General features: G+C 59.4%; 13 protein-coding genes and 2 pseudogenes. 7 read left to right on the top strand and 8 right to left on the bottom strand.

Going from position 1 to position 12,470, the window contains the following annotated elements:
- Position 1: 1 nt before the first annotated feature.
- The 5 genes and pseudogenes from FJ958_RS32145 to FJ958_RS22945 form a co-directional block, all read right to left on the bottom strand.
- A pseudogene (locus FJ958_RS32145) lies at positions 2-239 on the bottom strand (ATP-dependent DNA ligase); the annotation flags it as partial.
- An 88-nt stretch (positions 240-327) separates the two neighbouring features.
- Positions 328-1,137 (bottom strand): Ku protein, encoded by an 810-nt coding sequence (locus FJ958_RS22960; RefSeq protein WP_140745718.1) that lies wholly within the window; start codon positions 1,135-1,137, stop codon positions 328-330.
- Between the two features lie 15 nt (positions 1,138-1,152).
- A complete protein-coding gene (locus FJ958_RS22955) occupies positions 1,153-2,016 on the bottom strand; it encodes a Ku protein (protein WP_140745716.1) in 864 nt (287 codons plus the stop codon).
- A gap of 528 nt (positions 2,017-2,544) precedes the next feature.
- Positions 2,545-3,165: a methyltransferase domain-containing protein gene (locus FJ958_RS22950; protein WP_140745714.1), complete on the bottom strand. Its 621-nt coding sequence runs from the start codon at positions 3,163-3,165 to the stop codon at positions 2,545-2,547.
- A 115-nt stretch (positions 3,166-3,280) separates the two neighbouring features.
- Entirely contained in the window at positions 3,281-3,601 is a 321-nt protein-coding gene (locus FJ958_RS22945) for a YMGG-like glycine zipper-containing protein (RefSeq protein WP_140745712.1), read from the bottom strand.
- Positions 3,602-3,847: 246 nt separating this feature from the next.
- On the opposite strand from FJ958_RS22945, the gene FJ958_RS22940 reads away from it, so the two are divergent.
- A complete protein-coding gene (locus FJ958_RS22940) occupies positions 3,848-4,819 on the top strand; it encodes a recombinase family protein (protein ID WP_348642217.1) in 972 nt (323 codons plus the stop codon).
- Positions 4,816-5,190: pseudogene (locus FJ958_RS22935) on the top strand (leucine zipper domain-containing protein); the annotation flags it as partial. The gene FJ958_RS22940 and the pseudogene FJ958_RS22935, both read left to right, overlap by 4 nt.
- A 624-nt stretch (positions 5,191-5,814) precedes the next feature.
- On the opposite strand, the gene FJ958_RS22925 reads toward FJ958_RS22935, so the two are convergent.
- Positions 5,815-6,192 (bottom strand): EthD domain-containing protein, encoded by a 378-nt coding sequence (locus FJ958_RS22925; protein WP_140745710.1) that lies wholly within the window; start codon positions 6,190-6,192, stop codon positions 5,815-5,817.
- 322 nt (positions 6,193-6,514) lie between these two features.
- On the opposite strand from FJ958_RS22925, the gene FJ958_RS22920 reads away from it, so the two are divergent.
- The gene (locus tag FJ958_RS22920) at positions 6,515-6,856 is read left to right on the top strand and encodes a glutathione S-transferase N-terminal domain-containing protein (RefSeq protein WP_140745708.1); all 342 of its coding nucleotides are present in this window, start codon (positions 6,515-6,517) and stop codon (positions 6,854-6,856) included.
- 8 nt (positions 6,857-6,864) lie between these two features.
- A complete protein-coding gene (locus FJ958_RS22915) occupies positions 6,865-7,695 on the top strand; it encodes a glutathione binding-like protein (RefSeq protein ID WP_140745706.1) in 831 nt (276 codons plus the stop codon).
- 155 nt (positions 7,696-7,850) lie between these two features.
- Here FJ958_RS22915 and FJ958_RS22910 read toward each other — a convergent pair whose 3' ends face one another.
- Complete coding sequence (locus tag FJ958_RS22910) at positions 7,851-8,600, bottom strand: SDR family oxidoreductase (protein WP_140745704.1); 750 nt, start codon at positions 8,598-8,600, stop codon at positions 7,851-7,853.
- A gap of 201 nt (positions 8,601-8,801) precedes the next feature.
- Positions 8,802-9,722 carry a LysR family transcriptional regulator gene (locus FJ958_RS22905; protein ID WP_140745702.1) on the bottom strand — a complete coding sequence of 307 codons (921 nt, stop codon included), beginning with the start codon at positions 9,720-9,722 and terminating at the stop codon, positions 8,802-8,804.
- Between the two features lie 79 nt (positions 9,723-9,801).
- On the opposite strand from FJ958_RS22905, the gene FJ958_RS22900 reads away from it, so the two are divergent.
- The 3 genes from FJ958_RS22900 (at position 9,802) to FJ958_RS22890 (ending at position 12,166) form a co-directional block, all read left to right on the top strand.
- Positions 9,802-10,581, top strand: a complete 780-nt coding sequence (locus FJ958_RS22900; protein ID WP_140745701.1) for a peroxiredoxin-like family protein — start codon at positions 9,802-9,804, stop codon at positions 10,579-10,581.
- Entirely contained in the window at positions 10,578-11,216 is a 639-nt protein-coding gene (locus tag FJ958_RS22895) for a glutathione S-transferase family protein (RefSeq protein WP_140745699.1), read from the top strand. The genes FJ958_RS22900 and FJ958_RS22895 overlap by 4 nt, the downstream gene beginning before the upstream one ends.
- Before the next feature lie 278 nt (positions 11,217-11,494).
- Complete coding sequence (locus FJ958_RS22890; RefSeq protein ID WP_140745697.1) at positions 11,495-12,166, top strand: peroxiredoxin-like family protein; 672 nt, start codon at positions 11,495-11,497, stop codon at positions 12,164-12,166.
- The last annotated feature ends 304 nt before the right edge of the window (positions 12,167-12,470 follow it).

The raw sequence follows: 12,470 nt of genomic DNA, 5'->3' as shown, positions 1-12,470 counted from the left end.
CTCACCTCCAAACCGCGGCATTGTCCTGGAGCTCGCGCAGTCCTTATACGAGCCGTGACGCAGTTTGCCATCCTTGCTCGAGCCGCGAATTCGATCTCGGCGATCAGCGTTGGCTGAGCGAAAACAAGGTTCCTGCCCTTTAACGGCACGGCTGGCGTCCGCGTCCGCGGTTTGTCAAACGCGTCCTCCAGATTGAAGCCGGTCCCGACAGAGCCGACGTGGACCCAGGCATGTGCCTTCGGTCACGTTGGTGTTCACGACGTGACCGGATCGCCGGGTCAGCTGGCGCGCGAGCAGCGGGGCGGCCGGTTTGCACGATCGCCCGCTTTAGCGTTTGGGCGGACGGTTCTCGGCCTCGACGGACTTGCGCAGGGCGTCCATGATGTTGATGACGTTATTGGGCGTGGCCTTCGGCTCGGCGCCTTTGGTCTTTGCCGGCCGTTTTGTTTTCTTGCGCTTGGACTCGATGATTTCCAGCAATTTGTTCTGAACGGGATCCGACACCAGCTTGCTGTCCCAATGGCGTGTCTGTTTCTCGATGAACTGCTGGATGAGCGGCATCATCTGGGAATCGGATTTCGCATTGTCGATATCGCCGAAATATGCGTTTTCGTCGCGGACCTCATCGCCGTAGCGCAGCGTCCACAACACGATCCCTTTGTCACGCGGTTCGAGCATGACCGCGCGTTCGCGACGTGAGATCACCAGCCTGGAGATGCCGACCATGTCTTCCGCAGCCATGGCATCACGGATGACCGAGAACGCTTCCTCACCAACCGCATCGTTGGGCGACAGATAGTAAGGGGTATCGAGCCAGATCCATTCGATGGAATCGCGCGGGGAAAAGACGTCGATATCGATGGTCTTGGTGCTGTCGAGGGCGACATTTTCGAGTTCCTCGTCTTCGAGGATGATGTAGTCGTTCTCGCCGCGCTGGTAGCCTTTGACCTCGTCTTCCTCCCTGACTTCCTTGCCGGTGACGGCATCGACGTAGTGGCTCACGACGCGATTATTGGTTTTGCGGTTGAGCGTATGGAAGCGGACTTTCTCGCTTTCCGAGGTCGCCGGCATCATCTGCACGGGGCAGGTAACTAGCGAGAGCTTCAGGTAGCCTTTCCAATAGGGACGCACCGCCATGTCGTTCTCCTCCGATCAGGCTGCGCGTTTCGAGCTGGCCGCGCGCTTCGGCGGCTTCGCGCCGGCGTTGCTCTTCGCGGGGGCGCGTTTCGGCTTCTCGCTCGATCCCAAACCGGCGCTCTGACGCAGGGCCTGCAGAAGATCGCTCGGCTTTGATGGCGCCGGCGCCTTTTTCTTCGGCAATGCCTTGCCCTCGATCTTCGCCTTGACGAGTTCGGCGACCGCTGCGTCATAACGGTCATCGAAGCTCTTCGCGTCGAACGAACCCTTCTTGGTGTTGATGATGTGCTTGGCGAGATCGAGCATCTCGCCCTCGATCTTCATTTCCGGGATGTCGTCGAAGGCTTCCTTTGCCGAGCGTACCTCATAATCGAAGTTCAAAGTCGTGCCGATCAGGCCATTGCCGTGCGGGCGGATCAACACGGTGCGCAGCCGCCGGAACAGAACGGTTCGTGCCAGCGCGGCGACCTTCGCCTGCCGCATGCCGTCGCGCAGCAGCCGGAAGGCGTCGGCGCCCATTCTGTCCGGCGCAAGGTAGTACGGCCTGTCGAAATAGACGTCGTCGATCTCGTCGCAGGGAACGAACGCTTCGACCTTGAGGGTTTTGTCGCTCTCGGGGACCGCCGCCGCGATTTCCTCCGGTTCAAGCACGACGTAGTCGCCGTTCTCGATCTCGTATCCCTTGACCTGATCGTCCCGCCCGACCGGATCGCCGGTCTCGCTGTCGACGAATTCGCGGCGAACGCGATTGCCGGTCGCACGATTGAGTGTGTTGAAGGCGATGCGCTCGGAAGAGGATGCGGCCGTGTACAACGCTACCGCACAGGCGACTTCTCCGAACTTGATGAAACCCTTCCAGTTTGCTCGCGCCGCAACCATCGTACTCGCGCTCCGACACAACCTACGCGAGTCAGTAAAGCGACTGCCGTGCCAATTGTTCCGGCTTGAAAAAGAATCTGTTTCAAGGGGTTAGGCGCGGCCCGATGCATTGGCCCATCTGACACAAACGCGCCCCCCGCTGAGGGTTCTTATGGCAGGGCACCGGAAAGACGTCTGCGCCGATGCTGCCGTGTTGACCCGTTCAGGATCTTGGCCAATTAAAAGGCTCACCGTCAATCGCAGCGCATGCCGCTGATCGGCGGCAAGTTTTTGGCCTCGGCGTTGGCCGCGGCAGAAAGCATCGCCAGAAGCGACTTCGACTGAATGCCCGGTGTTCCACCCCCCGCACGATGTCGAACGAGCAGAGCTTGAGATCGAGACAATACCGCCGGGCCGGACAGTCGGACGGACCTACCGGGGTCCCTATCCCGATCCCCTCGGCCACGGAAAGTCGGTAAGCCGTTTCAGCGATTCAGACTCGATCCAATCAATCCATCAAATGCCGGGACTAAACACCTAGGCTTGGATCTACAGAGCCTTCCTGGCGAACGCCCAGACCATCAGCGGGTATTCCTCGTCGTTGCTTAGATCGCGCCACAGGCCGTAGGCGCGTACGGGGCCGCCTATATGGGCCCTGGCGCAAGCCTTGTTGCCCCAGCCATCGACCTTGACGTTGGCTTCGGGGAAGCCGCCTTCGACCATCAGCTGCTTCAGGCCGGCGGGGGTCCATCTGCTGTAGTCGTGGGGCCTGGCGTGCACCCGGAACAGGAAGGGTGTCGCCACCATCGCCCAGCCGCCGGGTCTGGTCATGGCGTGGATATTTTGTGCCGCCGCCAGCGGCCGCCGCACATGTTCCAGCACCTGGTCGGCGATGACGATGGAATATTGCTCCTCGGTGCGGTCCTTGCAGATGTCGAAATCGGGGAAATCGACCGACCGGTAGTTCGGACACATCGCTCGCCAGTATCGGTTCCAGCCGGGCGAAATCTCAATAACGTCCGAGGCCTTGCGGTTTGCCGCTTCAAGGAAGAGCGTGAAGGCCTCGATCTGGCGGATACGCAGCCAGTTGCGGGAATCATAACCAAGCAGACGCTTTGCAAGATGTTTGCTTCGGCTCGCTAAGGCGCCGGCAAGGCTCATCGTGGTCATTTCGACCCTCCTTTGCCCGCCGTATCAGCCCTATAGCACCGTCAAATGCGCAAAAGATGACATCGCCCCTTCTCCCGCAACAAGGGAGAAGGGAAAACCGGTGGTGTCGTCTCGCTCAATAATTGCCGTTGTAGTAGCGGTCGTCACAGGGCGCGGTGTAGATGCGGCCGTAGCGGTCCTGGTAGCGGCAGAGTTGCTGACCGCGCGGCTCCTGCGGGGTGGTGGCCGAGCCGACGACAGCGCCGAGCAAGGCACCGCTAGCTGCGCCGATCACCGTGCTCTTGGTGTTGCCGCCGATCGCCTGGCCGACGAGCGCGCCGCCGGCGCCACCGAGCAGGGCACCGGTGGTGGCCCGCTGCTGGCCTTCGGTCTGCGACTGGCAGCCGGCGACGGCCGCGGCCAGAAGCACGGCGGCTATGGCTTTGTAAAAGGTCATGTGAAGTCTCCCTTAAAGGTCTGAAATCCCTATGGATCGTCCCGTGCGGCCGCAATACGGCGGAACGGGGGCGTGTTTCGTCACGATATAAGACATGGTTTCTCGCTGGTTGAATGTTTCGTCCCGAGCCGCTTATCGTCGTCACAACAACCCATTCGATACAAACTGTCGGGTTGTCCGTAACCTGACGGCAGGTTGAAGCTGGTCATATATTACAGACCGACGTCGCTGCGGGCACGAGAAACTATGGGTAAAGATGCGAGCGTTCCGAAGGCCTCCGCATTCAAGCCGAAAACCCGCGCGGCGCAGTACGTACGCATGTCAACCGACCTGCAGACCTATTCTATTGCGAACCAGAAAGACGCGATCGATGCATATGCCGAGATCATGGGCTACGACATCGTCGCCACCTATGAGGACGCCGGCAAAAGCGGCTTAAGGATTGGGGGGCGAGTCGGGTTACAGCGCCTCCTGGCCGACATTGAAACAGGAGGCGCGGATTTCAAAACCGTCATTGTCTACGACGTCAGCCGCTGGGGCCGGTTTCAAAACATCGATGAAAGCGCTTCCTATGAATATCGCTGCCAGATGGCAGGCGTGCGGATCGAATATTGCGCGGAGCAGTTCGTCAATGACGGCAGCATCGGCTCCGATGTGCTCAAGGCCATCAAGCGCAGCATAGCGGCCGAGCAAAGCCGTATGCTCTCGCAGAAAGTTTTCATTGGCCAATGCAGGTTGGTTCGGATGGGTTTTTGGCAGGGCGGAATTCCCGGCCTTGGCCTCAGACGCCTGCTGCTGGATAAAGCGGGGCAGCCAAAGGCCATCCTTGCGCGCCACGAATATAAGAGCCTACAGACGGACCGGGTCATCCTGGTGCCTGGACCACCAGAAGAGATCGCTATCGTGCGGTCGATATTCAACCAATTCGTGAAGGCACGCAAGACACAGCTAGAGATCGCGAGGCTGTTCAACAAGCGTGGAGTTTTGACGGACCTGCGCAGGGCCTGGACACGGGAATCGGTACACCACATCATCACCTTCGAGAAGTACATCGGCCACAACGTCTGGGGCCGAGGCGGCGGGCGAGAGCAGACGCTCGCTCGCCGCGGAGAGGTTGCGGGGTGGCCTAAATGTGAGCTTTCAGGAGGTTGTCCATTCGGACCAGACCGAGGAAACTGGAGTTACCACGCTTCAGCATCCATCGGAGGGTCCGAATGAACATCCACAAGAATGCCCGTCTGACGCCGCTGCGTCGAGAGGAGATGGCGCTGTCGGTCATCGAAGGCCATCTTTCCAAAGCCCATGCGGCGCGGACGTATAGTGTGTCGGCGAAGATCGTGGCACGCTGGGTCGAGCGCTATAGGGCCGAAGGGCGGGCCGGCATGGTCGACCGGTCCTCGCGGCCTGCCCATATGCCACAGGCCACAACTTCGTCGATCGCCGAGCGCATCGTGGCGCTGCGGCGGCAACGTTGGACCGGCAAGCACATCGCCCATGAGGTCGGCGTCTCGCCCGCCACCGTCAGCCGGGTTCTCAAGCGTGCCGGACTGTCGCGGCTGAGCGATATCGAGCCGGCCGAACCGGTCAGGCGGAGTGCGGATGACCGGTATGTGCATCCGTCACGCAAGCCTGCGCGGCACGACAAGCGCTTGCGATAGTCAGTTTCCGCATGAGAAAGTTGCACGTGGCCGTTGAGGCCGATGACAAAAGTTGCGGGTATGGGAAGCTCCAGCTACCATCGCCGTTGATCACGGCCAGGTCGACGCCGCAAGGGGTGGCGCTTTTGAGATCGTCGGGCAGTTGGTAAACCAGACCAAACCTCCGTGCGACTGCGTTGCCGGCGTCCTGAGAACATCGAACGTGAGGTTGTTTTTTTCGGTCATCGACAAGGAGCCGTCTGGTTTCTGCGGTGAAATAGCGATGAGGCACCCACCGGCCTCAGCAATCTCGGCAGGGCGCGCTCATAAGCTGCAAGCTGGATGTTACAGTAGGGGGCACCAGGCGCCCCGATAAAAGGTGAGGACGACCGGACCACCGGCAAGCGTTTCGAGCAACGATATGGTTTCACCTGTAACGCCTGGACGCGAGAATTCCGGTGCCAAGTCGCCAGCCTTGGGCATCTTATCAAACGGCAAACGAGCCGTCAGTGCCTCGATCTTGGAATCAAGAAATGCCGCCGCGCCGGGCGGCGCGCCAATTAGCACCGTCGGCTGTCATAAAGCGCGGAAATATTCGGTGTCGTATTCTTCAACCATGTTGTAGGAGACGCAACTCCGATCAAAGATCCGCTCCTCGTCCTCTCGGAATACCGCCGCCACAACTGGGTCGGGAGTGCCGCCGAACGCGGCGTCGAAAGAGGCCTTGTCCTCGAACCACAATTCCATAACGACGTCGAAACCCGAGTCGCTTGTCCGATCGGTGAGCCAGTCTGGTATGGGATTCAGGTAGCGCCGCATGTAACGGACAATGCCGGAGCGATCGAGGTACTTCTCAGCCAGCTTGCAGTGCACCGTCTCGTAGTAGTCGATGAATTCCTGGCGTGTCATGCCAATCCTCCGCTTGAAGAACGCTACGATCTTGACCGCTCCCATACCATTTTCTCCCCACTCGGGCTTTCGTGTGACGGCCGCCTCGCCGACGCGCCAGCCGCAGGCTAACGCAACGCGCTTGGCATGCCAATGAAATTATCGGCCGATAACTAAATGGTCCGAGACGCCTGTCTGGACCTTTCAATTATCGCGTTGAATGGCCCTGTCTCAGACCCCGTTGACGGGCAAATTCGTATAAGTTATCGTTCGATAATTATCGGGAATTCGCCAAGTCATCTGCCTTAGCGCCGGCGAAGGACCGCTGGTTGATTTATCCTGGCACGGCGAGGAGAAAACGTGCTGTCGCGCGAAAGGGAGGATGGTTATGTTCCACAACACAGGAAAAAAGCACGATCGCATCGTTTTGTGGGCGATGCCCATTTCGGCTTGGTCAGGGAAGATGCGCTCATATCTGACCAAGAAAGGCGTCAAGTTCGAGGAGCGCTTTCCTGGAGACCCGCGCTATCACACTGACATTTTGCCCGGCATCGGTTATTTCGTTGTGCCGGTGGTGGAGATGCCGGACGGCACGGTGATGCAGGACTCCACCGAGACGATGATGCACTTCGAGGAGAACAACATCGGCACTCCGATGTTGCCGAAAGAGAAGCGGATGGCGACGTTGGCCTGGCTGCTTAACTTTTTTTTGGCTCGGACCTATTTCTGAAACCCGGCATGCACTATCGCTGGAACTTCCTGTCAACGCACGAGGAGTCGCTTCGCAAAGGCTTTGTGCAGAACACCTCCAAGGACTTGCCGATGGAGGAACGCTATCGTCTCGGTGCCGATTTCTTCAATCAAGCCAAAAACTACACGATCGAGTTTGGTGTGACGCCTGACAGCATCCCAGCGGTGGAAGAATCGATTGCAGAGGCCTTCCAGATACTCGACGAGCATTTCCGGCACTATCCATACCTGCTCGGCGGCCGGCCCTCCATCGCCGACAGCGGGCTGATGACGATGTTCTATGCGCATCTGTCCCGAGACCTGCATCCCAGCGTCATTATGCAGAAGACAGCGATGAATGTGTTTAACTGGACCGAGCGCATGAATCGCGGGCAAGCAATCTATGGCGACTATCCCGGCATCGAGGAGGAGTATTTCGATTTCGACCTCTTGCCTGACACGCTGACGGAGTTCATCCAGTTCATCTTCCGCGACTGCAGCGCAGAGCTGAAGGCGACAATAGAAACCTTCAACAAATATGTGGAGGACCATCCGTCCTTGGAAAGCGGGGATGAACTGGAGGGTTTCGGCGCGCCGCGCTCGGCGCACCCGATGTTCGCCAAGGTCCATTACGAACTCCGCGGTCGGCCTGTCGTGAAACGCGGTATGGTGGACACGGTCTACCAATACCAATACGTCACGAAGCTGCTGGAAGAGCTTAAGGGCGGGGCCCGAGATGACGTTTATGCGCTGCTCGAAGATACGGGTGGTGGCTGGATGCTCAAGACGCGTGCGTACACGCCGATCAAGTACGAAATGTACGCCTATACGATCGCCTGACCGAAACGCCGGCCGCGCTCTCGAGCGCCAAGAAACTGGCAGGCGCCGAGTGAGACAGAACGTTGGGGCCGCCCTTAGCCCCACCGGCTTCCAGGTGAAAACAGCTGACGACGTGCAGGACGTGTCGCACTTGCCACGCGATAGGGGTTAGGCAATCAAACCGAGCACATGCCACCATCGACCAGCAGCTCGCTGCCGGCAACAAAGCTTGCGTCATCGGAGGCCAGAAACAGCATCGCGGCTGCGATCTCCTCCGGTCGGGCCATGCGGCCGAGGGGGATGTTGGCCGCGTGCTTTGCGCGAACCGCCGCAGCCGCTTCAGGCGAGCTTTCCTGGGCATCGATAAGCGGAGTGTCGCAAGGACCAGGGGTAATCACGTTGACACGGATGCCGCGCCCTTTCAGCTCGGTTGTCCAGGTCCGCGCATAAGAACGCAGGGCAGCTTTAGACGCCGCATAGGCGGTGCGGCCGGGAAAGCCGCGCAGCGACGCGATCGTGCCGGTCAGAATGACGGAGGCGCCATCCTTGAGGAGCGGCAGTGCCTTTTGAACGGTGAACAGGACGCCGCGGGTGTTGACATCGAAGTTATGATTGAAGCTGTCGACCGTGACGTCCTCAAGCTTCACGCTATTGACGGCGCCGACGTTGGCGACGACGATATCGAGCTTGCGTCCATCTTTCGCGATTTGCGTATAGAGGCGCTCTAGGTCTTCGACGTTGCTCACATCGCCTTGGACACCGGCCGCGTTCCCACGCAGCGAGGCCACAGTTTTGTCGAGCTCGTCCTTGCGGCGTGCAAGAATGTATACGAACGCACCTTCGGCCACAAAGCGCTGGGCGGTCGCAAGGCCAATGCCACTTGTGCCGCCTGTTATCACGGCGACCTTATTTTGAAGTCTCGACATCAGATCGTTCCTCGTTGGTTGGAGCGGAGGCGACGCATGGAACGGCACCGACGGTCCCTGAATGCCTAACGTCCAATTGAGGGGGTAGAAGCCCAAACCGAATAGCGATTATTCCCGAATGGAATGTAGTCGGCTGGTCAGGGCAAACCGAGCGATTGTTCTACGGACCTTTGGTCCCGCAGATCAATTTCGCCATCTCAGTTATTCGGCTGCAATGGTTTCTTCGTCGCTAATCGACTCGCCAGAAATACAGCCTTCTATGAAAGTGGCGAAGGCGCGCGCCTTGGCGCTCGCCTGCCGCCCTGTAGGAAAGACAGCCCAGAGATCCATCGCCGGCAGGCTCCAGTCCTCAAGCACGGCAAGAACCCCGCAAGACCGCAATTCAGGCGAGAACATCCACTCTGAGGAGACGGTTAGACCAAGGCCGCCGAGGACGGCCTCGCGAACACCCTCGGCCGCGGTGACGCGAACGCGTCCCTTGAGTGTGATGGCAATTTCGGCCGCCCCTTGCCGAAAGGTCCACGCCGTGCCGCCACCGCGCTGATCGTAGATAATTGACTCGTGGTCGGCCAGATCGGAGGGCGTCTTTGGCGTCCCTGCCTCCTTGAAGTAGGCTGGGGTGCCGATCACCAGTCGGCGAGCTTGGCCGATCTTGCGCGCTGTCAGGGAGGAATCCGTAAGAGATCCCATGCGCAAAGCGACATCTATGCCGGCCTCGACAAGGTCCACATTCCTGTCATCAAGGACAACGTCAACTTCGAGGGCAGGATGTTGGTCAAGGAACGCCTTGAGCCGCGGTATCACGTGTAAGCGGGCAAAGGTAACCGCGGCACAGACACGCAGGCGACCTGATAGCGCAGCACCGGCACCGCGGGCGGCCAGTTCAGCCTCCTCAGCCTCCTCGATCGCCCGTTTGGCATGATCATAGAAGCTTTGACCGGATTCGGTCGGCGTTAGGCCATGCGTAGTGCGCAGCAAAAGCCGCACCCCCAGTCTGTCCTCAATCTGTGCCACCGCCTTGGAAACCGCAGGTTGGCCAATGCGCAGTTGCCTGGCCGCGCCCGAAAACGAGCCGGTCTCCATCACACGAACGAACGCCTCCATGGCCGAAAGTCGATTCACATCCATTCTCCCTTGGAATGAACGATATCACGTTACGAGGAGTACCACAAAGAAACAGGAATGATCAAACTCTTGGCCTATGTCGTTTCCCATTCCTTCTCCCACCAATAGCGCAAGGTCGCTGAATGGTCGCCTGAAGGCCTTTCGTCAGGCCTTCGAGGCGACCGCTGACCCAAGGGTGGTCTCCGCCTTCGCGCGTGCGCAGAGTGCTCTCGAAAGCGCGGGCATTATGAACGAGGCCGTTAAGGCCGGCCAGTTCATGCCCGAGTTTACACGCGCTGGATTGGGCGGGCGGCCGTTGGCGCCTACAACTCTGCTCAAGCGCGGACCGGTCGTGGTCAGCTTCCATCGCGGCGACTGGTGCGACTACTGCACAATGGAATTAGCTGGAATGTCGGCGGCGTTCCAGGACATCGCGGGTCTTGGCGCAAGTCTGATCGCCATTTCACCGCAACCGCCCGATGCGCGTCTGAGGGCGGATGTATTGCGCTTCCCGCTCTTGGTGGATGTCGATGCTCATGTGGCGCGACGCTGCGGCATTGCCTATTCGGTGCCCGACGAAATTCGGCCAATCTACACGATGGCCGGGCGCAAGCCCCCGGTCGGTCAGCCGGACAGTTGGCTGCGGCCACTTCCCGCGACTTATGTCGTTGATTGGACGGGAGAGATTGCCCTTTCCTACGTGAACATCGACTACACGAGCCGCCTTGAGCCGCTCGACATTATTGCATGTCTGAAGATGCTGACGCGTTTGGAGCGCCGCCAGCATCCATCCCGACCAGTCCACGAGCGGCTGCCGACACGCTGGCACGGTCGGCCAGCTATCACCCATCAACGATCTTCGAAGAGGAATCCATGATAAAGCTTTTTGCCTTCTCAACACCGAACAGTGTGCGGGTGCCGATCGCGTTGGAAGAGCTTGACCTGCCCTACGAAATCGAGGCGGTCAACGTGCGCAAGGGGGAGCAGAAGCAACCCGGCTATTTGGCGATCAATCCCAACGGGAAGGTCCCGGTTTTGGTCGATCCCGACGGGCCGGACGGCGCGCCTTTCACCCTCAGTGAATCTGGCGCGATCTTGATCTATTTGGCTGAGAAGACCAGTCGATTGTTGCCCCTGGATCGCTTCGGTCGTGCGCGCGTATTCGAGCAGATGCTCTTTCACCTTACGGGAATCGGACCGGCCTTAGGTCAGCTTGGCTTCTTCAAGCGGCAGGCTTCGGAGCAAATTCCCTTTGCCATAGCCCGCTTTCAGACAGAGTCAGAACGTGTCCTTGCGGTATTGGAAGCGGCGCTGGCCAAATCGGAGTTTGTTGCCGGTCCCGATTTCAGCATCGCCGACATCACGCATTTCGGTTGGCTTTGGCGGCGCGAGTTTGCCGGCATTGATTTTGCAAATACGCCGAACATTGCGCATTGGTACGAAAAGGTTGCTGGTCGGCCCGCTGTTAGGCGCGCCATTGAACGGGTAACGGCGCTAGTGCCGCCGGCCTGATCAGGTCGGCGACGTTCTGATTTTCGTACCAATCGCGTTGGCGCGATCGGCCTATGCGCCGAGACCATTTGCTCTTCCATTGTCTGCAAACGGGGGGCAGGGGCCAGACTAAGCTTCGGCCATTCCCTAACGGAATAGTCATAATGCCAGCCTCCTCCCTACAGTTACCAAGTGGGCGGTCTTAGTCTCAATCCCGATCGGTTCGCCGCCCTGTTCGAACCGTGACATCACGCGGCGGCGATCCGGCCAAATTCATCAACACGAAAGGACCTCAATCCATGACACTTCAGGCAAAGCTCGACGCCTTCAAAGCCGATTTCGAGGCCGGTAAGCCGCCTTACAATGTTCCCTACTCGGTCATCGAAGTGATGCACCGTGCGACGGCGGAGCTCAAGGCGAACGGCCAGGCCGAGCGCGCCAAGGGCGTCGGCGACAAGGCTCCGGTATTCACCCTCAACGATCCTGACGGCAATCCTGTCTCCTCCAAGGAGCTGCTGAAGAAGGGACCGCTGATCCTCAGCTTCTATCGTGGCGTGTGGTGCCCGTACTGCAACATGGAGCTGCAGGCTCTCCAGGAAGCGCTGCCGGAATTCCAGAAGCTCAGCGCCAGCCTCGTCGCCATCTCGCCGCAGACGGCGCCCAACAGCCGCAAGTCTACGCGCCAGAACAACCTGACCTTCCCGATCCTGTCGGATGAAAAGGGCAAGGTCGGCGAGGCTTTTGGTCTCAAGTTCAAGCTGCCCGACTATCTGGTCGACCTCTACAAGAACCTGAAGAACGACCTGCCGAGCTTCAACGATGATCCGGAATGGACCCTGCCAATGCCGGCGCGGTACGTCATCGGCCAGGACGGTACGATCCTGTACGCCGAGGTCAATCCTGACTACACCCGTCGTCCCGAGCCGGAGGACATGCTGCCCGCTCTCAAGAGGGCTAAGATCGCGGCCTGACGTGTATCGTCCGGAGTCGCGCCAAATGGTTCGGCTCCGGACGTTTACTCTCCTATCGGCCCGGCCGATGCGCGGGCGGCGCCTCGCATTCGCATCTGATCCGGCGACGGGATCTGGGAAGGGTGAGCCTTCCTAACCATGGCGACACAACACGTTCATCGTCCGGTCTAAGTGGCGCGTGAGCTAAGCCTCCCATAAGAATGCCGCCTCAATCTCAGCGATCACCCGGCGGCAAAGTTCGCGAAGGCCCGTGCGGAGGGTTTAGCCGACCTCCCCGCAGGCAAGATGACGCTAATGTATCCTG

It is taken from the genome of Mesorhizobium sp. B2-3-5, from assembly GCF_006442395.1.
GTDB lineage: Bacteria > Pseudomonadota > Alphaproteobacteria > Rhizobiales > Rhizobiaceae > Mesorhizobium.
This window is presented reverse-complemented; position numbering and strand designations above follow the sequence as displayed.